Here is a 25,566-nt window from a genome sequence, read left to right on the forward strand (position 1 = left end):
GTGCGGCGGGTGTGGAACGACGTGCTGAAGGCGGTCGCGGAGCGGAACCGGCCGACGCAGGCGCTGCTGCTCAACGCGACCGTCCAGGACTTCCAGGACCAGACGCTGGTGCTGTCGATGCCGACGTCCGGGTTGGTGCGGCAGTTCGCGCAGCAGCGCAGGCTCGACTTCGTCAAGGACGCGCTGCGGTCGGTGTTCGGCGAGGAGTGGGAGGTCCGCTGCGTCGAGGCCGGGGCGGCGGCTGCCGCGCCGAGCAGGCCCGCGCCGCCGAAGCCCGCTCCGCAGCGGGCGGAGGAGCCGCCGCAGCGGCGGCCTTCGGCGGACTGGTCCAGCGCGAAACCCGCGCAGCAGAGCGCGAAACCCGCGCAGCAGAAGGAAACTCCCGCACGGCCGAGCGCTCCGCAGCGGCCGTCCGGGAACGGGCGCCGGCCTTCGGACGACATCCCTCCGCCGCCCGAGCCGCCGCCGGACGACGAGCCGCCTCCGGAGGACTACGTCCCGCCGCGGGCCGCCGCGCCCGCGCCGCCGCCGGTGGAGGAAGAGGACGAGGAGGCCATGCTGGCCGACTCGACTCCGGCGGACGAGTCCGTTGCCTCGCGGCCGGATCCCGAGGACGCCGCCGTCGAGCTGCTGGCCAACGAGCTCGGGGCGCGCAAGATCGACGACTGACCGGGCCCGGACCGGCGACCGACCCCGGCGGCGATTCCTCGGCAGGAGGGCGCGGTGCCGCCGACGATCCCATCGAAGCCACCGCTACGGAGCCGGGGAAGCCACCCGCGCCCGGAGGTTCCGCAGCAGGAAGTCGAGCGCGCGCGGGTACGCGTCGAGCCGGTTGACCCGCTTCGCCAAGCCGTGCCCCTCGTCCGGGTAGACGAGCAGCTCGCACTCGATCCCCTTGGCACGCACCGCTTCCGCGAGCTGCTCCGCCTCCGACAGCGGGACCCGCGGGTCGTTCGCGCCGTGCAGGACGAACAGCGGCGCCGCGATCCGGTCCGCGCGGGTCAGCGGCGACACCTCGCGCAGGAAGTCCGCGTCGGCGGTCAGCGATCCGTACTCGCGCTCGCGGTGCGCCCGGCGGTAGGCGGCCGTGTTCTCCAGGAACGTCACCAGCGACGAGATGCCGACGACGTCCACGCCCGCCGCCCACCGCGCCGGCTGGAACGCCAGGCCCGCCAGCACCAGGTACCCGCCGTACGAACCTCCCCACAGGGCCGCGCGGGCCGGGTCGAGCCCCAACGCCGGGAGCCAGTCGTGCAGCGCCGCGAGGTCGTCCACCGCCGACAGCCTGCGGCGCACGTCGTCGGCCGAGTACCAGCGCTTGCCGTAGCCGGTCGAGCCGCGCACGTTCGGGACCAGCACGGTGTGGCCCTGGCCGACCAGCGCTTGCACGATCGGGCTGAACGACTGCACCGCCTGCGCTTCCGGCCCGCCGTGCAGGATCAGCACCGAGGACCCCGCGACTTCCGGCGGCGGGTCCGGCGGGCTGTAGACGAAGCACGGGATCAGCTCGCCGTCCGGCGTCGGCACCCGGTGGACCGACGGCGCGACCGGGGCCGGCCCGAGCTGGGCGGCCGAGCTCGTCAACGCGCGCACCGGGCCGTCCGCCGGGAGCAGCAGCGCATCGCCGGGAACCCGCGGGCCGCTGAACGACAGCGCGGCGAACCGCGAGCCCGGCGACCACACCGGCGCGGGCAGCGGGAACGCGCACCAGCCGTCGTCGGGCAGGCCGACCTCGCGCCGGAGTTCGCCGGTCGGCTCGTGCAGCGCGAACCGGGCCGCGCCCTCGACGTTGGCCTGCACCAGCAGCGTCGACCCGTCCGGGGACGGCCAGCCGGTCAGGTCGTGCTCGTCGGAGGTCACCAGCCAGCTGCGGTCGCCGCCCGGGCCGATCCGGGCGATCCCGGTGAAGTCGCGGCCGGCGTTGGTGGTGACGACCAGCCCCGAGCCGTCGGGCAGCCAGCAGAGGTGGGTGTGGCGGGCGTGCTCGTCGGGGTCGGTGAGCGGGACGACCTCGCCCGCGTTGTCGACCAGCAGGATCTGGTCCGACAGGGGCTTGCTCGCGGGCACCGCGACCGCGACGCGGCCGTCCGGCGACGCCCTGGCGTCCAGGACCATCCCGCCGCGGTCGTAGACCACCCGCTCCTCGCCGGTGGCCGCGTCGCGGACCACCACGTCGAAGTCGACGCCGTTGCGGCGGTTGGTCATGTAGACGATCCGGCCGGGCAGCACGTCGAGCAGCCGGTGCACGTACCGGCGGTCGTGCACCACCGGCCGCATCGGGGCGCGCGGTTCGTCCAGGCGCAGCAGGGAGAGCTGGCTGCGCTCGTCGCCGTCGCTGTCGTGCTGGACGACGACCACGCGCTCGCCGGGCAGGTACCGGCCGCTGACCGCACCGGGCAGCGCGGTCAGCGCGGTGGTGGCGCCGTCTGCGAGCTCGGCCAGCTGCACCGAGCCCGACTCGTCGGACCCGGCGAGCACCCGGCCCGCGTCGTCCACGTCGAAGGCCTGCCAGCTGGAGCACTCCAGCAAACGCACGATGTCCAGCGCCATGGCATCACCTTCGCACGGGTGCTCGGCCCGGCCCAGGGCCTGTGCGGGCCCGACTAGGCTGGGTGGGGGACACAGTGCGAAGAGTCAGCGCGAACGAGGAGGACCCACGGTGCAACCTGGTGGCCAGCCGAACATGCAGCAGATCATGGAACAGGCGCAGAAGATGCAGGAGCAGCTGCTCAACGCGCAGCAGGAACTGTCGGAGGCGGAGGTCACCGGCAGCGCGGGCGGCGGCCTGGTCACCGCCGTGGTCAGCGGCGGCGGCGAGCTCAAGTCGGTCGCGATCGACCCGAAGGCGGTCGACCCGGAGGACACCGAGACGCTGTCCGACCTGGTGGTGGCGGCGGTGCGGGACGCCAACCGGGCGGCCCAGGAGCTGCAGGCGCAGAAGATGGGCCCGGTGACCGGGGCGCTCGGCGGCCAGGGCGGCCTTGGCGGTCTCGGCCTGCCCGGACTGTGAGGGGCACGTGTACGAAGGTCCCGTCCAGGACTTGATCGACGAGCTCGGCAGGCTGCCGGGCATCGGTCCCAAGAGCGCGCAGCGGATCGCCTTCCACCTGCTGGCGGCCGAACCCGCCGACGTGACCCGGCTGCAGGAGGTCCTGCAGAAGGTCAAGGAGGGCGTGGTCTTCTGCGACGTGTGCGGCAACGTCTCCGAGGAGCCGACCTGCCGCATCTGCCGCGACGCGCGGCGCGACCCGACGCTGGTGTGCGTGGTGGAGGAACCCAAGGACGTGCTCGCGATCGAGCGCACCAGGGAGTTCCGGGGGCGCTACCACGTGCTGGGCGGGGCGCTGGACCCGCTGTCCGGGGTCGGGCCGGACCAGCTGCGGGTGCGCGAGCTGCTGGCCCGCATCGGCAAGGACGAGATCACCGAGGTGATCATCGCGACCGACCCGAACACCGAGGGCGAGGCGACCGCGACCTACCTGGTCCGGATGCTGCGCGACTTCCCCGGGCTCAACGTCACCCGGCTGGCCTCGGGTCTTCCGATGGGCGGTGACCTGGAGTTCGCCGACGAGCTGACCCTGGGCCGCGCCCTCTCGGGCCGTCGGGCGGTCTGAGTGGCCGAAGCCGCTTCGGAGTCCGACGCGGGCTGGCCGCTCGGAACCGGGAACCCCGCGGCTGACGGGATGATCTCCCCGCCGGATCTGGTCCCCGCGATCCGCGACGCCGCACCGCGCCTGGGGGCGGTGCGGCTGGTCGCGATCGACGGGCCGTCCGGGTCGGGCAAGACCGTGTTCGCCCACGCGCTGGTCGCCGCGCTGCGGGCGGACGGCCTGGTCACCGCGTTGGTCCCCACCGACGACTTCGCCACCTGGGACGAGCCGGTGCAGTGGTGGCCGCGCCTGGTCGACGGGGTGCTGGAGCCGATGCGGCGCGGTGAGTCCGGGCGGTACCGGCGCGTCGAGTGGCCCGGCGGCGAACCCGTCCTCGGGTCGTGGGTCGACGTCGTCCCGCCGGAAGTGCTTGTGCTGGAAGGGGTTTCGTCCGCGCGCCGCGCGGTCGCCGGCTCGCTGTCGCTCGCGGTGTGGCTGGAACTCCCCGACGCCGCTGCGCGGCTGGAGGCCGCGGTGGCCCGCGACGGCGCTGCGACGCGCCCGCACCTGCGGCGCTGGCAGGCGTTCGAGGACCGCTGGTTCGCGGCGGACGATACCCGGTCGAGGGTCGACGCCGTTATCGTCCGGACGCCGGAACTTCTACCGCCCGACGCCGCAAATTCGGCAGAATAACAGCAAAAACGGCGAATCCTTAGGAAGACCTAAGTAGCGGGATCGTAACCTCAGGGTCTCCCCGCGGGCCGGGCACCGGGTTAGTCTCTCGTCACTTTGAGACCTGCGACACACCCGAGGTGCTGTGATGAGTAGAGCTCCGTCGACGCCGCACAGGTCCTTCCGGCGCCGGGCCGGGACCGCCGGCATCGCCTGCGCCTTGGCGGTGACGCTGGCGGCGTGCGCCACCTCGCAGCGCGGTGGTGGGGGCGGCGAGGGCGGCACGCTCACCTTCGGCGCCGCGGGCGCACCGGACCTGTTCGACCCGTTCTACGCGTCCGACGGCGAGACCTTCCGGGTCAGCAGGCAGATCTTCGAGGGCCTGGTCGGCTTCAAGCCCGGCACCGCCGAGGTGGAACCGGAGCTGGCCAGGGAGTGGCAGTCCACTCCGGACGGAAAGACCTGGACGTTCAAGCTCGACGAGGGCGTGAAGTTCCACGACGGCACCGACTTCAACGCCGACGCCGTCTGCAGGAACTTCGAGCGCTGGTACCACCAGACCGGGGCGGGTCAGAACCAGGCGCTGTCGTACTACTGGATCGAGAACTTCGGCGGCTTCGCCGACAAGAAGAGCCCGTCGCTCTACGAGTCCTGCGAGGCGCCGGACCCGGCGACCGCGGTGATCCACCTGACCCGCGCCACCTCGAAGTTCCCCGACATGCTCGGCCTGCCGTCGTTCGCGATGCAGTCACCGGCCGCGATGGACCAGCACCAGGCCAACAACGTGCAGGCGCAGGGCGACAGCTTCATCTACCCCGAGTACGCCAAGGCGCACCCGACCGGCACCGGGCCCTTCAAGTTCGTCTCCTACGACGAGGGCAACCAGACCATCCGGCTCGCCCGCAACGAGGAGTTCCACGGCGACAAGGCCAAGCTCAGCGAGCTGATCTTCCGGATCATCCCGGACGAGACCTCCCGCAAGCAGGAGCTGGAGGCGGGCAGCATCGACGGCTACGACTACCCGAACGCCGCCGACCTGCAGGCGCTGCGCGACGCCGGGCACAACGTCATGGTCCGGCCGCCGTTCAACGTCATGTACCTGGGCTTCACGCAGAAGAACAACCCGGCGCTGACCGACCTGCGGGTGCGGCAGGCCATCGCGCACGCCGTCGACCGGGAGAACCTGGTCAAGGCGAACATGCCGGAGGGCGCGCAGGTCGCGACCCAGTTCTACCCGGACACCGTCGAGGGCTGGGCGCCCGACGTGCAGCAGTACCAGCACGACCCGGCGAAGGCGCGGCAGCTGCTCGCCGAGGCCGGGCAGTCGAACCTGACGGTGAACTTCTACTGGCCGACCGAGGTCACCCGGCCGTACATGCCGGACCCGCAGGGCATCTACAACGCCCTCGCCGAGGACCTGCGCGCGGCGGGCATCACCGTCAACCCGATCAGCAAGCCCTGGAACGGCGGGTACATCGACGACGTCGACAACGCCAAGGCCGACCTGTTCCTGCTCGGCTGGAACGGCGACTACGACACCCCGGACAACTTCATCGGGACCTTCTTCGGCACCCCGACCAACCGCTTCTACACCGCGGGCGCTCCGTGGGGCGAGCAGCTCGCGGCGGAGCTGCGGGCCGCCGACGGTGAGCCGGACGAGACCCGGCGGGAGGGCATGTACCAGGAGATCAACCGCAAGCTGCTGTCCCAGTACCTGCCCGCGGTCCCGCTGGCGCACTCGCCCTCGGCGATCGTGCTGAACAAGCGGGTGCAGGGCGTGGTCGCGTCGCCGCTGACCGACGAGGAGTACGCGACCGCGTCGCTGTCCGGGTGACCTGACCGGCGTCGTCCGGGGCCGCTGGGCCCGGCAGGTTCGCCGAGACCGACAGGTGGCCGAGACCAACAGGGTGGCCGAGAGTTGCAGGGTGGCCAAGCGCTACAGGGTGGCCAAGAGCTACAGGGGGACCGGTGCTCCGATATACCGTGCGGCGACTGGCGCAGCTGGTGCTGGTCGTCGGCGTGCTGTCGCTGCTGCTGTTCGCCTGGCTCCGGGCGTTGCCCGGCGGCCCGGTCTCGGCGCTGCTCGGCGACCGCGCGACGCCGCAAGCGCGCGCCCAGCTGGAGGCGCAGCTCGGGCTGGACCAGCCGATCTGGGTGCAGTACTGGAAGTTTCTGGAGCGGGCCGCCACCGGTGACTTCGGGACGTCCACCGGCGTGCAGCGCGGCGCGCCCGCGCTGGAGGTGTTCCTGGTCCGGTTCCCGGCGACGCTGGAGCTGTCGGTCTTCGCGCTGCTGCTGGCGGTCGCGGTCGGGATCCCGCTGGGCTACCTCGCGGCCCGCCGCCGGGGCGGCTGGCTGGACAACCTGAGCATCACCTGGTCGCTGGTCGGGGTCGCGGTCCCGGTGTTCTTCCTGGCGTTCCTGCTGAAGTTCGTCTTCGCCGTGGAGCTGGGCGTGCTGCCCGCGTCCGGGCGGCAGGACACCGGGCTGGACGCGACCCGGGTCACCGGGTTCTACGTCCTGGACGGGCTGCTGACCCGCGAGTGGGACGCGGCGTGGAACGCCTTCGTGCACCTGATCCTGCCCGCGGTCGCGCTGTCGACGATCCCGTTCGCGGTGATCTTCCGGATCACCAGGGCCGCGGTGCTCGACGTGATGGACGAGGACTACGTGCGCACCGCCAGGGCCAAGGGACTCGCGGCGATGGTCATCCGGCGCAGGCACGTCCTGCACAACGCGATGCTGCCGGTGGTGACCACGATCGGCCTGCAGACCGGCGCGCTGCTGGCCGGCGCCGTGCTCACCGAGCGGGTGTTCAACATCCCGGGCATCGGCCAGGCGGTCGCGGTCGGCTTCCAGCGCAAGGACTTCCCGGTGCTGCAGGTGGTGATCCTGTCGGCGGCGATGGTGTACGTGCTGGTCAACCTGGTCGTCGACCTCTCGTACGCGCTCATCGACCCGCGGCTGCGGACGCGGTGAGGAGCCGGTCATGGTGCTGAACGCGCGCAGGTCGCGCATCGACGAGCTCGCCGAGTCCACATCGGACTCCGGGACCAGCCTCGCGGCGTCGGCGTGGCGGCGGCTGCGCCGCAACCCGGTGTTCCTGGTCGGCGCGTTGATCATCGGCGTCTTCGTGCTGCTGGCGCTGGCCGCCCCGTGGCTGGCGCCGCACGACCCGGCGCAGCGGATCCTGGAGCACCAGGTCTCCCGCGCGACCAACACGATCCCGCCCGTGCAGGAGGGCTTCCCGCTCGGCGGCGACCAGTACGGCCGGGACCTGTTCTCCCGGCTGCTGCTCGGCTCGCAGCAGACGCTGCTGGTCGCGGTGCTGGCCACCGTGATCGGGCTCGGCGGCGGGCTGGTCCTGGGCGTCACGGCCGGCGCGTTCGGCGGCTGGGTCGACTCGGTGGTGATGCGGGCGGTGGACGTGATGCTGTCGGTGCCGTCGCTGCTGCTGGCGGTCTCGATCGGCGCGCTGTTCGCCAGCCAGACCCAGTTCACGGTGATCCTGGCGGTGGCGATCGTGCAGGTGCCGATCTTCGGGCGGCTGCTGCGCGGCACCATGCTCGCGCAGCGCGCGAGCGACCACGTGCTCGCGGCGCGGGCGCTGGGCGTGCGGGAGACGTCGATCGTGTTCCGGCACATGCTGCCCAACGCGCTCGGCCCGGTGATCGTGCAGGCCACGCTGGTGCTGGCGGTGGCGATCATCGACGCCGCCGCGCTGTCGTTCCTCGGTCTGGGCGCGGCCGACGACTCGATCCCGGAGTGGGGCCAGATGCTCGGCGGCGCCCAGACGATCATCGACTCGCATCCGCAGCTGGCGTTCTGGCCCGCGGGCTGCATCATCCTCGTCGCGCTCGGCTTCACGCTGGTCGGCGAGTCGTTGCGGGACGCCCTCGATCCGAAGCGACGACGGTAGGGACACCATGGCGCTGCTGGAAGTCCGCGACCTCTCGGTGGTCTTCGCCCGCAGGGGCGAGCCGCCGGTGACCGCGGTGGACGGGATCTCCTTCGACGTCGAGCCGGGCCGCACGGTGGGCCTGGTCGGCGAGTCCGGCTGCGGCAAGTCGGTGACCTCGCTGGCGATCATGGGCCTGCTGCCGCCGCGCGGCGCGGAGGTGACCGGCTCGGTGACCTTCGACGGCACCGACCTGCTGGGGCTGTCCAGGCGGGAGTTCGACGAGCGCCGCGGCCGGGACCTGGGCATGGTCTTCCAGGACCCGCTGACCTCGCTGAACCCGGTGGTCGCGGTCGGGCTCCAGGTCGCCGAGGTGATCGAGCGGCACCGCGGGCTGTCCAGGAAGAAGGCGATGACCGAGGCCGCGGACCTGCTCCGGCGGGTCGGGATCCCGGACCCGGACCGGCGGCTCCGGGAGTACCCGCACCAGCTCTCCGGCGGGATGCGCCAGCGCGCGCTGATCGCGATGGCGCTGGCCTGCCGGCCGCGGCTGTTGATCGCCGACGAACCGACCACGGCGCTGGACGTCACCATCCAGGCGCAGATCCTCAACCTGCTGACCGAGCTGGTCGCCGAGACCGGCACCGCGCTGATCATGATCACGCACGACCTGGGCGTGGTCGCCGGGCTGTGCGACGAGGTGAACGTGCTCTACGCGGGCCGGGTCGTGGAGCGCGCCGCGCGGCACGAGCTGTTCGCCCGGCCCCGGCACCCCTACACCGCGGGCCTGCTGGCCTCGATCCCCAGGCTCGACTCCGGCCGCGGCACGCGGCTCACCCCGATCAAGGGCTCGATCAGCGACAACATCCCGTGGGACGCCGGTTGCGCGTTCTGCCCGCGCTGCCCGAACGCGCTGGAGGTGTGCCAGCAGCAGACCCCGGAGGTCAGCGTGGACGTCGGGTCGCGGCTGCTGCGGTGCCACAACCCGGTGCGGCACTCCAACGACGGGGGGATGTGATGAGCGATCTGCTGGTCGAGGTCGACGACCTCGCGGTGCACTTCCCGATCAGGCGGGGCGTGCTGCTCGACCGCACGGTCGGCCACGTCTACGCCGTCGACGGGGTCTCGCTGCGGATCGAGCGCGGCGAGACCTACGGCCTGGTCGGGGAGTCCGGCTGCGGCAAGTCGACGCTGGGCCGCGCGCTGCTGCGGCTGGAGAAGCCGACCGGCGGCAGGGTGGTGTTCGACGGCATCGACCTGTCCGGCATGAAGGGCGAGCCGCTGCGGCGGATGCGCAGGCGGATGCAGATGGTCTTCCAGGACCCGCTGGCGTCGCTGGATCCCCGGCAGTCGGTGGAGTCGCTGCTGGTCGAGGGCATGCGCGCGCACGGTCTCGACAAGGACCGGGCGAGCACCGGCAAGCGGCTGCGGGAACTGCTGGACGCGGTCGGGCTGCCGCCGAAGGCGCTGCGCAAGTACCCGCACGAGTTCTCCGGCGGCCAGCGCCAGCGCATCGGCATCGCCCGCGCGCTGGCGGTCGGGCCGGACCTGGTGGTGGCCGACGAACCGGTGTCGGCGCTGGACGTCTCGGTGCAGGCGCAGGTGCTGAACCTGCTGGAGGACCTGCAGTCCGAGTACGGCCTGACCTACCTGGTGATCGCGCACGACCTGGCGGTGGTCCGGCACATCGCGGACCGGGTCGGCGTGATGTACCTGGGCGGGCTCGTCGAGGAGGCCGGGTCCGACTCGCTCTACGCCGAGCCGCTGCACCCCTACACCCGGGCGCTGCTCTCGGCGGTCCCGGTCCCCGACCCGGAGGTGGAGGACGAGCGGGAGCAGATCCTGCTCACCGGCGACCTGCCCTCCCCGGCCGCTCCGCCACCGGGCTGCCGCTTCCACACCCGCTGCCCGTGGAAGCAGGCGACCCGCTGCGACACGGAAAAGCCGCAGCTGCGCGAGATCGGGCCCGGTCACCGGGTCGCCTGCCACTACGCCGAGGACATCCGCAGCGGCAGGCTCGCCCCGCGCGCGGTCAGCGCGACGGCGTGAGCACCGGTTCGGCAGCAGGAGCCTCGGCAGCGGGGACCTCGGCCGGGCGGCGGCGGACGCTGCCCAGCAGCACCCCGAACACGACGACCGCGCCGGCCGCCAGCTCGAACGGCTCCGGCCGCTCGCCAAGGACCAGCCACGCGGCGGTGATGCCGACGACCGGCACCAGCAGCGAGAACGGTGCGACCGAGCCCGCCGGGTTGCGGCCCATCAGCACCGCCCAGATCCCGGCCCCGCCGATCGTGCCGAGCAGGATGACGTAGACCAGCGCGCCCAGCGCCATCCAGCCCTCGGTCGAGGAGAACGCGGTGCTGACGGCCTGCCAGCCCGCCTGCGGACCCTCGGTCAGCAGCGACAGCGCGAACATCGGCAGCGGCGGCACGATCGACATCCACAGCGTCAGGTGCAGCGGGTTCGACGGGTTCGCCCTGCGGTTGCACAGGTTCCCGACGGCCCAGCTCAGCGCGCCCAGCACGGTGAGCAGGACGGGCAGCAGCGCGGCGGACTGCGCGCGGCTCCAGCCGATCGCGACCATGCCAAGGACCGCGATGACGATTCCCGCCACCTGCAACGGGTTGGTCCTCTCCCGCAGCAGCACCACGCCGAGGACGACGGTGAACGGCGCGGACGCCTGGAGCACCAGCGACGCCAGGCCGGTCGGCATGCCGATGTCGAGCGCGACGAACAGGAACGCGAACTGGAGGGTTCCGTAGCCGAGGCCGTACCCGATCAGCCACCTCCACTCGACGTCCGGGAACGGCACGAGCAGCACGGTCGGCACCGCGATCAGGGTGAACCGCACCGCGGCGAACAACATCGGCGGGAAGTGCTGGAGGCCGATGTCGATGGCGATGAAGTTCAGGCCCCAGAGCAGGACGACGAGCAGGGCGAGCGAGCGGTCAGGTGCGTTCACGGCATCGATGCTGAGCCGAACTCAGTATTTGCACCAGCTAAATGTTTTTCAACCTGTGTGTAGCATTCCTTCATGGACGTTCGAAGGCTGAGACTGCTGCGGGAACTGGCCGACCGCGGCACGGTCACGGCGGTCGCCAAGGCGATGTCCTACACGCCGTCGGCGGTGTCCCAGCAGATCAGGGCGCTGCAGGCGGAGGTGGGCGTGACGCTGACCGAGCCGTCCGGCCGCGGTCTGCGGCTGACCGACGCGGGCCGGATGCTGGCCGCCAGGGCCGACGAGGTGCTGGCCGCTCTCGACCGCGCGCAGGCGGAGCTCGACGCGTACCGGTCGACCCCGCGCGGCACGGTCCGGGTCGCGCTGTTCCCGTCCGGCTCGCTCCTGCTGCTGCCCGGCCTGCTGCGCAGGATGGCCGCGGTCGAGCACGTGGCGCTGGAGTGCCGGGACGTCGACATGGTCCCGTCGGAGGTCCCGGCGCTGGCCGCCGACTTCGACGTCGTCGTTGCCCACCGCGACGACCGGGCCCAGCCGTTCGACGAGGAGCGGCTGGAGATCACGCCGCTGCTGCGCGAACCGCTGGACGTGGCGCTGCCGCTGGGACACCGGCTCGCGGGCGAGCAGCGGGTCGAGCTGACCGAGCTGGTCGACGAGCCCTGGGTGAGCGTGGGCGTGGGGTTCCCGGTCGACGACGTCCTGCGGTCGCTGGCCATCCGCACCGGGACGCGGCCGAAGGTGGTGCAGCGGATCAACGACTTCCGGGTCATCGAGGCGCTGGTCGCCGACGGTTTCGGGGTGGCGCTGCTGCCGAGGTACACGGCCGACAACCCGCGGCTGGTGCTGCGCCCGCTGGCCGACGTGCGGGCGGGCCGCAACGTCGAGGCCGTGTCCCGGCGCGGAGCGGCGGAGCGGCCCGCCGTGCGGCTGGTGCTCGACGTGCTGCTGGAGGAGGCCGCCAGGGTGGCGGGCTAGCGGGGCGCGGCTCGGGCCGTTGCCGGGGACGGCCTTGGCTCTTCAAGCGTCACGTGGCGGTACCGCCGGGGCGCTACGCCCGCAGCGGGCCGTTTGTCGGAGAGCGGTACCGCGTGTCGAAACGGTACTGCGGGCCGTTGTCGAAGAACTGTCACATTTGACGCGGAACCGGCGCAGAACCCGCGATCTCGGGTCGAATTTCCGGCACAAACCGCTCCTACCGTTGGCCGCGTCCATCGAGGATTCCCGAGGAGCGGTTCTTTCCCATGACGGCCACCACGGCGGTGTCGGCCCTACCTGTCGAGACGCAAGAAGAACAGCCCCAGGCCGAGACCGCAAGGCGCCGGACGCGCCCGTGGTCCTGGCTGTCGGTGCTGGGCGGCACGGCCGCGATCGGCGCGCACGGTTCGCTCTACGGCAACTGGTTCGTCGACGACGCCGCGATCACCTTCGCGTACTCGCGCAGCATCGCCGAAGGGCTCGGCCCGGTCGTGCAGCCGGGGGCGGACCCGGTCGAGGGCTTCTCGAATCCGACGTGGACGGTGCTGCTCGCCGTCGGCCGCCTGCTCGGCCTGTTCGACCACGGCTCGCTGTTCGGGGTCCCGGACTACGTGCTGTTCCCCAAGGGCCTCGCGCTGCTGTGCGTCGCGGCGATGCTGACGGTCTGCCACGGGGTCGCGCGCCGCGTAACCAGCCGCGCGTGGTTGGTGACGCTGGTGGTCGGCGGGCTGCTAGCGGTCATCCCGTCGTTCGTGATCTGGGTCTTCTCCGGGCTGGAGAACTCGCTGTACGCGCTGGTCATCGTCGGCCTGGCGGCGGTGCTGTTCCACGCGTCGATGGACGACCGGCTCCCGGCGAGCAAGGTGGCGGCGGTGGCCGGGCTGCTCGCGGCGACCGCGGCGCTGACCCGGCCGGAGGGCCTGATCTACGCGGGCGCCTACCCGCTGGCCGTGCTGATCCACCTGCGCCGCCACACCCTGGGGGCCAGCGTGCGCGGGGTCGTGGTGTCGGTGCTGGCGTTCGCGGTGCCGGTCGGCGCGTACTTCACCTGGCGATATCTGGAGTTCGGGCGGCTGCTGTCGAACCCGTCGGTGGCCAAGGCGCAAGGGATCCCCGAGGTGGCCGACCTGATGCGCTCGGCCGAACTGGTCGGGTACGCGGGTCCGCTCGCGGTGCTGGCTCTGGCGGTGGTCCTCGGCATGGCGCTGGGCCGGTCGACGACGTGGCGGCGCGGCCTGGCCTCGCTGCTGGTGCCGTTGATGCTGGCCGTCATCGCGTTCGCCGTGCTGAAACCGGACTGGATGGCGCAGTACCGGTTCGCGACCCCGATCTGGGCGCTGGGCGCGCTGGTCGCGGTGCTCTCGGCGGTCGAGGTCTTCCGCAACGGCCAGCGGCGGGGCCGGGTGGTGCTGGCCGCCGGGCTGGTGATGTCGGTCGTGCCGTCGGTGTACGTCTTCGGCATCCACGCCAGGGCGTTCAACTCGGTGCCCAACATCTCCATGTGCTACGTCGCCGACCGCCTCGGCCGGGTGCCCAACGCCTACGCCGACATCATCGGCGCCACCGAGGCGTCGATCCTGCTGCCCGACCTCGGCGGTTCGGCGCTGACCAGCAGGCTGCACCTGGTCGACCTGGGCGGCCTGGTCGAGCCGAGGATCGCCGACTTCATGAAGAACGAGGACATGGCCGGCATGCGGGACTGGGTGTTCGAGGAGGTCAGGCCGACCTTCATCCACTCCCGGTCGGTCTGGGGCGACACCGGGATCTCCGCGGACCCGCGGATGCGCGACTACGTGCAGATCTACCGCTACGAGCTCCCCGGCGCGCCGGCGGGCGACTGGGTGCGCCGCGACGCAGTACCCGACGAGGAAGCGCTGCGCAAGCTCCGCGAGTACGCCGACACCGTCGTGGCCGAGGTCGACCACAAGGACGTGACGAACGTGTGGCCGAGCCGCACCTGCGGGCCGACTCTGCGGCCGGGCCAGACCGAGGTCGGGCAGGTTTGACGCCTGTGTCCACGGCTCGTTTTGCGTGGCGGTGCGGGTGGCGGAACCTCAGGCGTCCGCTGGCTGCGGGTCCGAGTCGCCGCGGGGGACGGTCAGGGTGAACACGGCGCCGCCGTCGTTGTGCACGGTCAGCTCGCCGTGGTGCGCCAAGGCGTTGCGCCGCGCGATCGCCAGGCCGAGCCCGCTGCCCTCCGTCGCGCTGCGCGCGCGGTCGCCGCGGACGAAGCGGTCGAACAGGATCGGGATCAGCTCGTCGGCCACCCCCGGCCCGGAGTCGGCCACCCGCATCGTGACGTTGGCCGGATCGGTCCCGTCGAGCACCACGGTGACCGGCTCGGCGCCGTGGTGCACCGCGTTGGCGAGCAGGTTGCAGGCGATCGTGTGCAGCCGGCGCGGGTCGCCGACCAGCTCCAGGTCACCGCTGGTCCGCAGCTCGACCCGCGCGGCACCGGCGATCAGCTCGACCGCGTCCAGCACCAGGGCGTGCAGGTCGACCGACTCCGGGCGGAACTCCGCGGCCCCGGAGTCGAGCCGGGAGATCTCCAGCAGGTCCTCGACCAGCCGGGCCATCCGGCGCGCCTGCGTCGCGACCAGCTGCGCGGCGCGGTCGCGGGACTCGGGGTCCGGGTGCCGCAGGCTGTCGGCCGCGGCGACCAGCGACGCCGTCGGCGTGCGCAGGTCGTGGGCGACGTCGGCGACGAACCGCTGCTGCTGGCGGTCCTTGCTCCGCAGCTCCTCGATCGAGTCGCCGAGCCGTTCGGCCATCGAGTTGAACGAGCTGGTCAGCTCGGCGATCTCGTCCGACCCCCGCACCGGGAGCCGGACGTCGAACGAGCCGTCCCCGAGCCTGCGCGCCGCGGCGGCCACCCGGCGCACCGGCCGCTGGATGCTGCCCGCGGCCACCAGCGCCGCCGCCACCCCGAGCGCGGAGACGACCAGCGCCACCACCGCCAGCGTCCTGCGCAGCTGCGACAGCTCGTCGCGCAGCGGCTGCATGTTGTAGAACTCGACGAGCACCAGGTCGGGACCGACCTTGGCCGCGAACGCCAGCAGCAGCCCGCCGCGCTCGATCTCGATCGTCTCGGTCGCCATCCCGCCGGGCCGGGCGCGGGCCACCAGGTCAGCGGTCAGGTTCACCCACGGCGTCGTGGTGGCCACCTTGACCGGCTCCGGCAGACCCGCGAACCCGAACGCCGTCCCGGGCTGGTCCGGACTCTTGGTCTGCGGCCCGAAGTAGCCGTTGCCCGAGGTCAGCAACGCGGGCCCGCGCACCGAGTCCGCAGCCGGCATGAAGTCCAGGACCGACCACTGCAATCCCTTGCGGCCCAGCATGTAGTCGGCGACCAGCCGGATCCGCCCGCCCGGCCCGGAAGCGTTGGCGAACCGCCCCCGGACCTGGTTGAGGTCGGAGGTGAAACCGGCGTTGGCGGCGGCGGTGAAGCGGTCGGTGGTGCCGGTGGCCTGCAACCGGTACGCGGAGAAGGCCATCGCGACCGTGGCCGTGGTGGTCACGAGCACGACGGCGATCACGATCCGCGCCCGCAACCCGAGGTGCGGACCTCTCACGGCCGCACCAGTCGGTAGCCCAGCCCCCGCACGGTGCGCAGCAGCGCCGGGTTCCCGGCGTCGTCCTCGATCTTGGCGCGCAGCCGCGCCACCGCGGCGTCGACGATCCGGGAGTCGCCGACGTAGCCGTAGTCCCAGACCCGCCGCAGCAGCACCTGCCTGCTGAGCACCTGGCCGGGGTGGTCGGCGAACTCCAGCAGCAGCCGCAGCTCGGTCGCGGTGAGGTTGAGCTCGCGGCCGTCGCGGGTGACGATCATCGACAGCGGGTCGATCTCCAGCGGACCGAACCGCAGGCACGGGTCGGTGGCCGCCGAGGCGGGCGCGGACCGGCGCAGCACCGCCTTCATCCTGGCGTCGATGATCCGCGGCTCGGTCGGCTTGACCACGTAGTCGTCGGCGCCGCCCTCCAGCCCCACGACCACGTCGATCGGGTCCGCCCGGGCGGTCAGCAGGATCAGCGGGACCGTGCTGGTGGCGCGGATCCGGCGGCAGACCTCGAAACCGTCCACCCCGGGCAGCATCACGTCGAGCAGCACCACGTCGACCGGCTGGCCCTCGGCCAGCAGCGCGAGCGCGCGCTCACCGGTGCCCGCGATCTGCACGCTGTGCCCGAGGCTGCTCAGCGCGAGACCGAGCGCCTCGGAGAGCGCTTCGTCGTCCTCCACCAGCAATACCTTCGGCACGCTCTCCAACGTTAGCCCAGTCGTGTGCTGACCAGCCCCGGGGTTCAGGAAGTCCCGTAGGCGGCGAGGAAGACCCGGACGGCTTCGTCGGCGACGCGGTCGAGGCGGTCCCGCTCGAACGACGCGTCGGGGCGGGCCATGGCCTCGTTGATCGGCACGGACAGGACCAGCCAGTTGAAGTGCTGCGCGGCCACCACGGGGTCCTCGGCGCGGATCAGGCCGCGCCGGCCGAGGACCTCGAACCACTCGGCGAACGTCGCGTAGGCCTGCTCGGGCCCGCCCGCGTACCAGGCTTCGGCGAGCTCGGGGAACCGCTCGGCCTCGCCGATGACCACCCGCCGCAGCCGGATCAGGTGCGGCTGCATGACCGCCGCCAGGTACGCGCGGGCGAAGGCGCGCAGGTCGGCCGCGAGGTCCTGGCTGACCGGCACGGCCTCGGCGAGCTCGGCCACCGAGGCGTCCGCGCGGTCCATGTCGCCGGTGAGCAGCTCGACGAACATCCGCCGCTTGTCACCGAAGTGCTTGTAGACGGTCTGCTTGGACACCTTCGCGAGCGCGGCGATCTCGTCCATGCTCGTGCCCAGGTAGCCGTTGCGCAGGAACAGCTCGCGGGCGGCGTCCAGGATGGACTCCCGCTTCCGCGCCGACCGGCCGGTTGTCTCCACTCGCTCCACGTCGATGGATAGTACTGGACGGTCCAGTACCCGCACGAGTACTGTACCGTCCAGTTCCAATCGGAGGGGGAAGCAGATGAACCTGGACGTACCCGGCGCGAGCCTGCACTACGAGGTGCGCGGCGAGGGCCCGCTCGTAGCCCTGATCGGCGCGCCGATGAACGCCGACGCGTTCGCGCCGCTGGCCGAACTGCTCGCCACCGACCACACGGTGCTCACCTCGGACCCGCGCGGCATCCGCCGCAGCCGGGTCGACGATCCCGACGCCGACTCCACGCCCGAACTCCGCGCCGACGACCTGTCCAGGCTGATCGCGCACGTCGACGCCGGTCCGGCGACGGTCTTCGGCTCCAGCGGCGGCGCGGTCACGGCCCTGGCGCTGACGCAGGCCCGTCCGGAGCAGGTCCGCACCGTGATCGCGCACGAGCCGCCGCTGGACGAGCTGCTGCCGGACCGCGACCAGCTGCGCGCCGATACCGAGGACTGCTGCGCCACCTACCTCGCGGGCGATGTCCTGGGCGGGTGGCGCAAGTTCTTCGAGCTGGCCAACCTCGCGATCCCGGCCGAGGTCGTGGAGCAGATGTTCGGCGGCGAGCGCGATCCGCGGGACGTCGCCGACGAGCACTTCTGGTTCGCCCACGAGATGCGGCACTCGACCTTCTGGCAGCCCGACCTGGAGATCCTGCGCTCGGTGCCGTCCCGGGTCGTCGTCGGCATCGGCGAGGACTCGACCGGCGAGCTCTGCGACCGCACTTCCCGCGCGCTGGCCAAGGAACTCGGCGCGGAGCCGACGTTCTTCCCGGGCGGGCACATCGGATTCGTCGACGACCCCGCCGGTTTCGTCCCGAGACTGCGGGAAGTGCTGCGAGGTTCCTGACCCGCGGGTTACCGCGGGCCGTTCTCGCTGGCCCAGCGGCAGATCGCGGCGACTTCCTCGGCGTGCGCGGGCAGCGTGTCGTCGACGATCCCGACGACGGGGATGTGCCCCTCGCGCGTGACGTCCGGTGGGCGCGGCATGAAGCCCTTCTCGTGCACGCCGGTGCTGCCCTGGCCCGGTGTCCCCTCGGCAAGGTGCCCGGTGGTCCGGGCGTACCGGGTCAGCACGCGAGGCTTGCGGATGTCGCGGTCGAGGCCGAAGTAGTGCTGTCCCATCGGGAAGATCGCCGACAGGGCGTCCCACCAGCCCTCCGCCGCCAGCAGCAGCTCCGGGTGCCGCGCCCGGAGCTCGGCGGCCAGCTTCTTGCAGCCGTCCATGACGTTGTGGCGCGGGTCGTTGAACCAGTAGCCGAGCGTGTCGAGGAACGCCGCGTCGATGCCGAACTCGCGCACCAGCGCCGAGATCGACTCCACCAGGTGCGCCCGGAACCGCGGCTCCCCGGGGTTGAGGAACACCTGGTCGCCCTCGCCGACCCGGTCGGAGTCCCAGTCCGGGCGGTTGAGCAGCTCGACGTAGCGGTCGGTGTCGTTGCGCAGCACCGACCGCTCCCAGTCGGGGTAGCGGTTCACGTTGGCGCCGTGCCCGCCGAACATCGGCATCAGCCGGACCCCCAGCTCGCGCGCGGTGCGCGCCAGCGCGGCGAATCCCTCGGCCCCGCCCATGTCCTCACCGGGCCGGTACTGCGGGTACGCGTAGTAGTAGCGGCCCTCGAACCCCGGCAGGTACGCGAGCACCCGGTGGCCCTCGATGTGCTGGGTGACGAACCGCAGCGCCTCGGCCATCTGGGCGAAGGTGTTGAACACGTAGCCGGTCCAGTGCTGGCCGTGCAGGGTCACCACCAGCGCGGTGTGCCGCGCCCATTCCGGGACGTCGGGCCGGGTTTCCCAGTGCCGCAGCCCGAACGAACCCTCCACGAAGGACATGTGGTCCTCGAAGTCGGTGTCGGCCACCGCGGCGCTGGCGCCCAGCCGCAGCCGGATCGGCGGCACCCGGTAGGCCGTGGACCGCGAGGTCGCCAGCGGCACGTGCACCAGCTCGACCACCGGCACCGGCGAGTACGGCGGGTGGTGCAGGTGCAGGATCTGCCGCTGCACCAGCGGATCCCGGATGCTCAGCGTCGAGCAGTCCGCCTCGTCGCCGACGGCCGCCCACGCCGTGACCCAGTCCGGGCCCGGGTACTCGATCTGGAACCGCCTGCTGTCGACCCCGTGCGCCCAGCCGCGCCCGGTGCTCGGCGTCCACCAGCCCGCCCGGAGCTGTTCCGGCGACAGGCCGCGCAGCATCAGCTTCACCGCCTTGACCGGCTCGTCGTGCCGGACCGTGATCGACCACTCCAGCAGGCCGCGGTCGTGCACGACCTCGATCCGCACGCCGCCGGTCTCGACGATGCGTTGCTGTCCGAACAGCGCGTAGCGGTCGGTGTCCAGGGTGATCCGGTCGCCCTCGTGCACGTGCGTGCTCGCGGCGTCGATCCCGTAGCCGTTGTCGGTGGTGAAGACCTGGACGCCCCATTCGACTCCGTAGGCGCCAGGGGTGGGGAAGAAGGGATCTCGGGGGTCGAAGCTCAGGTCGGTGTCGATGAGGCCCACGACGAGTCCCCCTCAGCGCAGTCCGCCGCCCGCTCCAGCAGGGCGGCCAGGTCGTCGGCCTCGTCGGGTTCGAGGACGAGGACTTCGGCCGGCGGCAGCACCAGCGCTACCCGGTCGCCCATGACCAGGACGGTCATCCTGCGATTCTCGGCGGCGGGGGAGGTGCACGGTATCCGCCATCGGAGCTGTTCCATCGGGTCCTCGGTAGGCCACATGTCCACTCCAGCGGTCCAGCTGCACTGCGGGTCGGTGACTGACTGAACCTCGCGTGCCGAGGGGCTTCAAGCTCACTACACCGAACGAGTGGAATCGCGCGTTTGCGCGAGCAGAACCCCGGTGCGGGTGGGAAAGCGACCGGACCCCGACGGTCCCCGAAACCTGCTCCGGCCGCTCCCCCGTTCCCGATTCCCCAGGGGCGTCGCGTCCGTGCTCCCGCACAGCTGTGACCCGATCACTGATGAGTGCGGAGTCGTGAGGGCGGACCCGCCGGCTCACGAGTTTTCGCGACGTGACACAAGCGTGCCGCCGGGTAGCAGCGCCCACTACCGTCTTTGGTCGAGTGAATTGGTCGTTCCAGCCGGTTCCTTTCCGTGCTTTTGCTGCTACTGCGCGCATTCTTCCGATGTCAGCGCATTCGGTTCCGGCGATGCGCCGGGAATTCAGTGACAGGGGTCACAGTTGCGTCGGCGGGGTGGAAAGTGTTTCCCGCAAAGGCGGCGGTGGGACACCCGGCGTCCGTACTCTGAGGAAGGCCGCCGCGCATCACTCGCGCGACGGCGTTGATGTGTAAAGGGCGAAACGGGCGAACTGCATGATTGAGTGGTTGGAGACGATTCCCCCCGCGGTGATCTACCTCGTGGTCGGGCTGATCATCGGGCTGGAGAGCGTGGGGATCCCGCTGCCCGGCGAGATCATGCTCGTCAGCACCAGCGTCGCGGCGTCGCAGGGGATCGTGAACCCGGTGGTCCTCGGCTGCGTGGCCGCCGCCGGGGCGATCATCGGCGACTCGGTCGGCTACGCGGTCGGCAAGAGGTACGGCCGCGGCCTGCTCGTCCGGCTCGGCCGCCGGTTCCCCAAGCACTTCGGGCCGAAGCAGATCGCCGCCGCCGAGCGCGCCTTCGACCGCTGGGGCGCCTGGGCGGTCTTCGGCGGCCGGTTCGTCGCCCTCCTGCGCATCCTCGCGGGACCGCTGGCCGGTGTGCTGGGCATGGAGTACCGCAAGTTCCTGCTGGCCAACGCCACCGGCGGCATCGCGTGGGCCGGTGCGGTCACCACCGTCGGCTACGTGTTCGGCATCGTCGCCGAGCACTGGCTCCGGAAGTTCTCCTGGCTCGCCCTGCTCATCACGGTGCTGGTCGGCGTGGCCATCACCCTCTACGTCCGGCGCCGCGCGGAGAAGGCCGCCGAGGCCGAGCCGGAACCCGAACCCGTCGACTCGTGAGCGGCGGCCCCGCGCAGGGACCGCCGCCCACGTGATCAGCGCCCGGCGCGGTTGACCGCGGAGACGATGGCGTGCAGCGACGCCGTCACCGTGGACGTGTTGATCCCGACGCCCCAGAAGATCTCGTCACCGACGGCGCACTCCAGGTACGCGGCGGCGCGGGCGTCGTCACCGGCGGTCAGCGCGTGCTCGCTGTAGTCCATGACCCGCACGTCGTGGCCCACCGTGCTCAGCGCGTCGACGAACGCCGCGATCGGGCCGTTGCCGGACCCGGTGATCTCCTGCTCCTCGCCGTCGACGACCACCGTCGCGGTGATCGTCTCGTTGCCGGACTCGCCGCGGAAGCTCTGCCGGACCAGCCCCAGCGGGCTCCGCGCGTCCAGGTACTCGTCGGAGAACACCGCCCACATCTCGTCCGGGGTGACCTCGCCGCCGCCGGAGTCGGTGCGCTGCTGGACCAGCTTGGAGAACTCGATCTGCATCTTGCGCGGCAGGTCCAGCTGGTGCTCGGTCTTCATGATGTAGGCGACGCCGCCCTTGCCGGACTGCGAGTTCACCCGGATCACGGCCTCGTAGGTGCGGCCCACGTCCTTCGGGTCGATCGGCAGGTACGGCACCTCCCACGGGTGCTCGTCGATGCTCACCCCGGCCCGGTCGGCCTCCGCGCGCAGCGCGTCCAGGCCCTTGTTGATGGCGTCCTGGTGGCTGCCCGAGAACGCGGTGTACACCAGCTCGCCGCCCCACGGGTGCCGCTCGGGCACCGGCAGCTGGTTGCAGTGCTCGACGGTCCGCTTGATGTGGTCCAGGTCGGAGAAGTCGATCTGCGGGTCGATGCCCTGGCTGAACAGGTTCATGCCCAGCGCGATCAGGTCGACGTTGCCGGTGCGCTCGCCGTTGCCGAACAGGCAGCCCTCGATCCGGTCCGCGCCGGCCTGGTAGCCCAGCTCGGCGGCGGCGACGCCGGTGCCGCGGTCGTTGTGCGGGTGCAGCGACAGCACGACCGAGTCCCGGCGGGACAGGTTGCGGTGCATCCACTCGATCGAGTCGGCGTAGACGTTCGGGGTGGCCATCTCGACGGTCGCGGGCAGGTTCAGGATCACCGGCCGCTCCGGCGTGGGCTGCCAGATCTCGGTGACCGCGTCGCAGACCTCGGCGGCGTAGGACAGCTCGGTGCCGGTGTAGGACTCCGGCGAGTACTGGAACCGGAAGTCGGTGTCGGAGTACTTGCCCGCGTACTCCTGCGCCAGCTCGGCGCCCATGGTCGCGATCTTCTTGATGCCCTCGCGCTCCTCGCGGAACACCACCCGGCGCTGCAGGATCGACGTGGAGTTGTAGATGTGCACGATCGCCTTCGGCGCGCCCTCCAGGGCGGCGAAGGTCCGCTCGATCAGCTCCGGGCGGCACTGGGTCAGCACCTGGATGCGCACGTCCTCGGGTACCGCGCCGTCCTCGATGATCTCGCGGACGAAGTCGAAGTCGGTCTGGCTGGCGGCGGGGAAGCCGACCTCGATCTCCTTGAAGCCCATCTGCACCAGCAGCTCGAACATGCGGCGCTTGCGGGCGGGCGACATCGGGTCGATCAGCGCCTGGTTGCCGTCGCGCAGGTCGACGGCGCACCACAGCGGCGCCCGGGTGATCCGGTTGTCCGGCCAGGTGCGGTCGGGCAGCCGCACGTCCTCGACCAGCTCGTGGAAGGGGCGGTAGCGGTGGAACGGCATCGAGCTGCCGCGCTGCGGGTTCCAGGGCTTCTGGTCGGCGGGCGCCGGTTTGGCGGGCTGGTTGACGCGACCGGCGGGGGCCTGTTCGGGGGTGCTCATGCGGGGACTGCTCCTGCTCTGTGCTTCGGTGGCCTTCCGACCGGCACGTTCGAACCCCGCGACGAGGGGCCGGTCTGGTCAGACCCCGTCGCGGCGGCGAAGCAGGAGAACGCGAGCCACGTTCCCAGGCTAACCGCATCCGATGGCCGGAATGCAAGCGCCCGTTCCACATGCTGGGCGCGAGCGGGGTGTTCTGCGGACGGCTCCGGCAGGGCAGACTGGGGATCATGGCTGCTGGCAAGGGTCGGTCCGGGGTCGCGACGCTGATCAACGGCGCGGGTTTCCTCCTGGCCGCGATACTGGTGCTGCACATCGTCTTCGTGCTGTTCGGGGTGCCGTCGAACGCGGGGCTGGCCAGTTCGGTGCGGCAGGCCGCCGAACCGCTGGCGCTGTTCTTCCCCGGCCTGGTCGACGGGGGCAACGAGATCCTGCAGGTCATCCTGGACTTCGGGCTCGCGGCGGTGTTCTGGGTCGTCGTCGCCGCGGTGCTGGGCCGGATCTTCGGCTGAGGCTACCGACCGGTAGGGGTGGCGTGAAACACTCCTGCCATGTCCGACAGCGATTCCGCGCAGGCGTTCTCCGGTGGTCGTCGCCGCAAGCACAGCGAGTTCGACGCGGCCCGGTTCCGGGCCAGGGCGGTCGGCGTGGCCACGACCCTCGTGCGCTGGGTCGGCACGCTCGCCGCGGTGCTGCTGGTCGTCCACGTGGTCCTGACCGTCGGCGGCGCGAACCCGGACAACGGCATCACCCGCTTCGTCGCGGAGTGGGCCGACCCGCTGGCGCTGGGCTTCTCCGACCTGTTCATGCCGCAGGACCCGCAGCTGGCGGTGCTGCTCAACTACGGCATCGCGGCGGTGTTCTGGCTGGTCGTGACCTCGATCGCGGTCCGCGTGCTGCGCCTGCTCGGCAAGTAGCTACCGGTGGTCGAGGTCGTGCAGCACCTCGTGCACGATCTGCGCCGCTTCCCAGACGTCGACGTAGCGCAGCCAGGACGGCGCGAAGCTGCACCGCAGCGTGTCCGGCTCGACGAGGTCGACGACCACGCCGCGGGCGAACAGCTCCTGCGAGACCCGCTCGGCGCGCGGATGCCGGAGGCTGACCTGCGCTCCGCGCGGCCGGTCGGCGGAAGGTGAAACGATTTCCACGCCGGGAGCACCCCGCAGCCGCTCGACGAACAGCGAGACCAGCCCGTTGGTCTTCGCCGCCAGCGATGCCCCGGACACACCGTCCAGTGTGGAGAGACCGGCGCGCAGTTCGCACAATGCCAGCGCGGACGGCGCCGATGCGGAGTCCTCGCGGGCCTGTTCGCAGTCCAGCGCGGCGTGGTGCCGCTCGGCGACGAACGAGTACGCCGGCGCGCCGGGACCGCCGCCCAGGTACCGGTGGCCGCAGCCGATCGCGAAGTCGGCCTTCCAGGCGCGCAGGTTCACGTCCAGAGCGCCCGCCGACTCGCTGAGGTCCCACAGAGCAAGGACGTCGTGCTCGTGCAGCCTCGCGGTGATCGCGGCGGCATCGCGCACTCCACCGGTGCGCACGTCTGTGTGCGCGAGCGCGACGACCGCGAGTTCGTCGTAGGGCAGATCGTCGAGGCTGTGGAGCAGGCGCAGCTCGCGACCGGTGTGCGCGGCGGCCGACCGGGCGATGCACAGGTCGGCGGCGAAGCAGTCGCGGCCGACGCCGAGCAGCGGCCGGTCGGGGCGCAGCCGGGCCGCCGCGATCAGCGCCTTGAACAGGTTCACCGAGGTCGTCTCGGCGACCGCCAGCTCGTGCGGGGCGGCACCGACCAGACCGCCCAGCCGGTCCTTGGTCAGCCGGACCTCCTGCTTCCGGTCGGCGTCGAGCCTGCCGATGCAGCCGGACCGCCACCGGTTCTCGGCGAACCGGTGCAGCCGGGCGCTGGTTTCGCTCCGGCCGAAGCCGCCGCTGTTGCCGTCGAGCCGGACGAGGCCGGGCGGCAGCCCGTACCGGGTGCGCAGACCCGCGAGCTCGTCGACGCTGTCGAGCGCCGTCGCGGCAGGTCGCGTGCTGGTCCACACGAGTGAAGTCCTACCTCATTACCCTACGGTAAGTATTCATTTTCCCATTTTGGTTCAACAACCCAGGGAATACGTCCCGCCATCGGCGGATCATCACTGGCCTGTTCGGCGGCAACCGGGACTCAAAACAGCGCGTTCCCCCAGGTGCCGCTGAACACCAGCGACGACAGCGGGTGGCGGGACCGCGCCGCCGCCTCCTTCTGCTGGAGCCGTTCCGGCAGCCCCTCGGGCGAACCGAGCCCGCCGACCGCGATCGCCACCATCGGCTCGAAGTCTTCGGGGATCGAGAACTCCACCCGCGCCTTCTCCCGGTCGAACCCGGCCATCTGGTGCCCGACCAGCCCCTCGGCCACGGCCTGCAGGACCAGGTTCTCGCTGGCCAGGCCCAGCCCGTACGCGCCGTACGGCATCGGCTCGCCGTCCTCGTCGCGAACGCGGGTCACCCCGATCGCCAGCGCGGCGGCGGGTCCGGTCCACGCGTGGTTGCCGCGCGACAGCGTGCCGCGGATTCGCTCGAAGGTGTCGTCACCGCGCCGCCCCGCCACGAACCGCGCGGGCTGCGTGTTGCCCCACGACGGCGCCCACCGGGCGGCCTCGAACAGCGCGGTGAACTGCCGGTCGGTCAGCTCCACCGCCGGATCGAGCGCGCGCGGGCTCCACCGCTCGGCGATCAGCGGGTGCAGGGGCACCGACGAGTCGGCGGGCTTGCTCACTGCCACCTCCAGG

At 71.8% G+C, this 25,566-nt stretch carries 24 protein-coding genes and 1 pseudogene; 15 read left to right on the forward strand and 10 right to left on the reverse strand.

Annotation, left to right across the window (positions count from 1 at the left end):
• Positions 1-669, forward strand: a pseudogene (locus ABD691_RS30430) (DNA polymerase III subunit gamma/tau); the annotation flags it as partial.
• A gap of 84 nt (positions 670-753) precedes the next feature.
• Here the strand turns inward: ABD691_RS30430 and ABD691_RS30435 are convergent.
• The gene (locus ABD691_RS30435) at positions 754-2,550 is read right to left on the reverse strand and encodes an alpha/beta fold hydrolase (protein ID WP_344685639.1); all 1,797 of its coding nucleotides are present in this window, start codon (positions 2,548-2,550) and stop codon (positions 754-756) included.
• 133 nt (positions 2,551-2,683) lie between these two features.
• Between ABD691_RS30435 and ABD691_RS30440 the strand changes: the two genes are divergently transcribed.
• The 8 genes from ABD691_RS30440 to ABD691_RS30475 all read left to right on the forward strand — a co-directional run bounded on the left by ABD691_RS30440 (position 2,684) and on the right by ABD691_RS30475 (position 10,209).
• On the forward strand, positions 2,684-3,010 hold the full coding sequence (locus ABD691_RS30440; protein ID WP_344685746.1) for a YbaB/EbfC family nucleoid-associated protein: 327 nt from the start codon (positions 2,684-2,686) through the stop codon (positions 3,008-3,010).
• Positions 3,011-3,017: 7 nt separating this feature from the next.
• A complete protein-coding gene (gene recR, locus ABD691_RS30445; protein WP_344685641.1) occupies positions 3,018-3,614 on the forward strand; it encodes a recombination mediator RecR in 597 nt (198 codons plus the stop codon).
• Complete coding sequence (locus ABD691_RS30450) at positions 3,615-4,283, forward strand: uridine kinase family protein (RefSeq protein WP_344685642.1); 669 nt, start codon at positions 3,615-3,617, stop codon at positions 4,281-4,283. It abuts the gene before it with no gap.
• Positions 4,284-4,410: 127 nt separating this feature from the next.
• Positions 4,411-6,096, forward strand: coding sequence for an ABC transporter substrate-binding protein (locus tag ABD691_RS30455; RefSeq protein WP_344685645.1), 1,686 nt, complete (start codon positions 4,411-4,413; stop codon positions 6,094-6,096).
• 134 nt (positions 6,097-6,230) lie between these two features.
• The gene (locus tag ABD691_RS30460) at positions 6,231-7,241 is read left to right on the forward strand and encodes an ABC transporter permease (RefSeq protein WP_344685647.1); all 1,011 of its coding nucleotides are present in this window, start codon (positions 6,231-6,233) and stop codon (positions 7,239-7,241) included.
• A 10-nt stretch (positions 7,242-7,251) separates the two neighbouring features.
• Positions 7,252-8,181, forward strand: a complete 930-nt coding sequence (locus tag ABD691_RS30465; RefSeq protein WP_344685649.1) for an ABC transporter permease — start codon at positions 7,252-7,254, stop codon at positions 8,179-8,181.
• A gap of 7 nt (positions 8,182-8,188) precedes the next feature.
• Complete coding sequence (locus ABD691_RS30470) at positions 8,189-9,178, forward strand: ABC transporter ATP-binding protein (RefSeq protein ID WP_344685651.1); 990 nt, start codon at positions 8,189-8,191, stop codon at positions 9,176-9,178.
• Positions 9,178-10,209 carry an ABC transporter ATP-binding protein gene (locus ABD691_RS30475; protein WP_344685653.1) on the forward strand — a complete coding sequence of 344 codons (1,032 nt, stop codon included), beginning with the start codon at positions 9,178-9,180 and terminating at the stop codon, positions 10,207-10,209. The genes ABD691_RS30470 and ABD691_RS30475 overlap by 1 nt, the downstream gene beginning before the upstream one ends.
• Here the strand turns inward: ABD691_RS30475 and ABD691_RS30480 are convergent.
• Positions 10,193-11,122 carry an EamA family transporter gene (locus tag ABD691_RS30480; RefSeq protein WP_344685655.1) on the reverse strand — a complete coding sequence of 310 codons (930 nt, stop codon included), beginning with the start codon at positions 11,120-11,122 and terminating at the stop codon, positions 10,193-10,195. The two genes, ABD691_RS30475 and ABD691_RS30480, sit on opposite strands and share 17 nt — an antisense overlap.
• A gap of 72 nt (positions 11,123-11,194) precedes the next feature.
• Between ABD691_RS30480 and ABD691_RS30485 the strand changes: the two genes are divergently transcribed.
• Both ABD691_RS30485 and ABD691_RS30490 read left to right on the forward strand, forming a co-directional pair.
• The gene (locus ABD691_RS30485) at positions 11,195-12,091 is read left to right on the forward strand and encodes a LysR family transcriptional regulator (RefSeq protein ID WP_344685657.1); all 897 of its coding nucleotides are present in this window, start codon (positions 11,195-11,197) and stop codon (positions 12,089-12,091) included.
• A gap of 266 nt (positions 12,092-12,357) precedes the next feature.
• The gene (locus tag ABD691_RS30490) at positions 12,358-14,097 is read left to right on the forward strand and encodes a hypothetical protein (protein ID WP_344685659.1); all 1,740 of its coding nucleotides are present in this window, start codon (positions 12,358-12,360) and stop codon (positions 14,095-14,097) included.
• Between the two features lie 48 nt (positions 14,098-14,145).
• On the opposite strand, the gene ABD691_RS30495 is transcribed toward ABD691_RS30490, so the two are convergent.
• Genes ABD691_RS30495 through ABD691_RS30505 form a run of 3 tightly spaced genes read right to left on the reverse strand, consistent with a single transcriptional unit; the run spans position 14,146 to position 17,020 of the window.
• Positions 14,146-15,663 carry a sensor histidine kinase gene (locus tag ABD691_RS30495; protein WP_344685661.1) on the reverse strand — a complete coding sequence of 506 codons (1,518 nt, stop codon included), beginning with the start codon at positions 15,661-15,663 and terminating at the stop codon, positions 14,146-14,148.
• Positions 15,660-16,346 (reverse strand): response regulator, encoded by a 687-nt coding sequence (locus ABD691_RS30500; protein ID WP_344685663.1) that lies wholly within the window; start codon positions 16,344-16,346, stop codon positions 15,660-15,662. The genes ABD691_RS30495 and ABD691_RS30500 overlap by 4 nt, the downstream gene beginning before the upstream one ends.
• Positions 16,347-16,390: 44 nt before the next feature.
• Positions 16,391-17,020: a TetR/AcrR family transcriptional regulator gene (locus ABD691_RS30505; RefSeq protein ID WP_344685665.1), complete on the reverse strand. Its 630-nt coding sequence runs from the start codon at positions 17,018-17,020 to the stop codon at positions 16,391-16,393.
• Positions 17,021-17,096: 76 nt separating this feature from the next.
• Between ABD691_RS30505 and ABD691_RS30510 the strand changes: the two genes are divergently transcribed.
• Positions 17,097-17,897 carry an alpha/beta fold hydrolase gene (locus ABD691_RS30510; RefSeq protein ID WP_344685667.1) on the forward strand — a complete coding sequence of 267 codons (801 nt, stop codon included), beginning with the start codon at positions 17,097-17,099 and terminating at the stop codon, positions 17,895-17,897.
• 8 nt (positions 17,898-17,905) lie between these two features.
• Here the strand turns inward: ABD691_RS30510 and ABD691_RS30515 are convergent, their stop codons facing one another.
• Positions 17,906-19,546, reverse strand: a complete 1,641-nt coding sequence (locus tag ABD691_RS30515; protein WP_344685668.1) for a hypothetical protein — start codon at positions 19,544-19,546, stop codon at positions 17,906-17,908.
• The gene (locus ABD691_RS30520) at positions 19,522-19,683 is read right to left on the reverse strand and encodes a hypothetical protein (RefSeq protein ID WP_344685669.1); all 162 of its coding nucleotides are present in this window, start codon (positions 19,681-19,683) and stop codon (positions 19,522-19,524) included. The genes ABD691_RS30515 and ABD691_RS30520 overlap by 25 nt, the downstream gene beginning before the upstream one ends.
• A gap of 674 nt (positions 19,684-20,357) precedes the next feature.
• Here ABD691_RS30520 and ABD691_RS30525 point away from each other — a divergent pair.
• Positions 20,358-20,987, forward strand: coding sequence for a DedA family protein (locus tag ABD691_RS30525; protein ID WP_344685670.1), 630 nt, complete (start codon positions 20,358-20,360; stop codon positions 20,985-20,987).
• A gap of 35 nt (positions 20,988-21,022) precedes the next feature.
• On the opposite strand, the gene leuA is transcribed toward ABD691_RS30525, so the two are convergent.
• A complete protein-coding gene (leuA, locus tag ABD691_RS30530; protein WP_344685672.1) occupies positions 21,023-22,804 on the reverse strand; it encodes a 2-isopropylmalate synthase in 1,782 nt (593 codons plus the stop codon).
• Between the two features lie 227 nt (positions 22,805-23,031).
• Between leuA and ABD691_RS30535 the strand changes: the two genes are divergently transcribed.
• Positions 23,032-23,313, forward strand: a complete 282-nt coding sequence (locus tag ABD691_RS30535) for a hypothetical protein (RefSeq protein ID WP_344685674.1) — start codon at positions 23,032-23,034, stop codon at positions 23,311-23,313.
• A gap of 39 nt (positions 23,314-23,352) precedes the next feature.
• On the forward strand, positions 23,353-23,718 hold the full coding sequence (locus tag ABD691_RS30540) for a hypothetical protein (protein WP_344685676.1): 366 nt from the start codon (positions 23,353-23,355) through the stop codon (positions 23,716-23,718).
• On the opposite strand, the gene ABD691_RS30545 is transcribed toward ABD691_RS30540, so the two are convergent.
• Both ABD691_RS30545 and ABD691_RS30550 read right to left on the reverse strand, forming a co-directional pair.
• Positions 23,719-24,840, reverse strand: coding sequence for an aminotransferase class V-fold PLP-dependent enzyme (locus ABD691_RS30545; RefSeq protein WP_344685677.1), 1,122 nt, complete (start codon positions 24,838-24,840; stop codon positions 23,719-23,721).
• 122 nt (positions 24,841-24,962) lie between these two features.
• Positions 24,963-25,553: a nitroreductase family protein gene (locus ABD691_RS30550; protein WP_344685679.1), complete on the reverse strand. Its 591-nt coding sequence runs from the start codon at positions 25,551-25,553 to the stop codon at positions 24,963-24,965.
• Positions 25,554-25,566 lie beyond the last annotated feature (13 nt).

The sequence above is a fragment of the Saccharopolyspora taberi genome (genome assembly GCF_039534165.1).
Classification (GTDB): domain Bacteria; phylum Actinomycetota; class Actinomycetes; order Mycobacteriales; family Pseudonocardiaceae; genus Saccharopolyspora_D; species Saccharopolyspora_D taberi.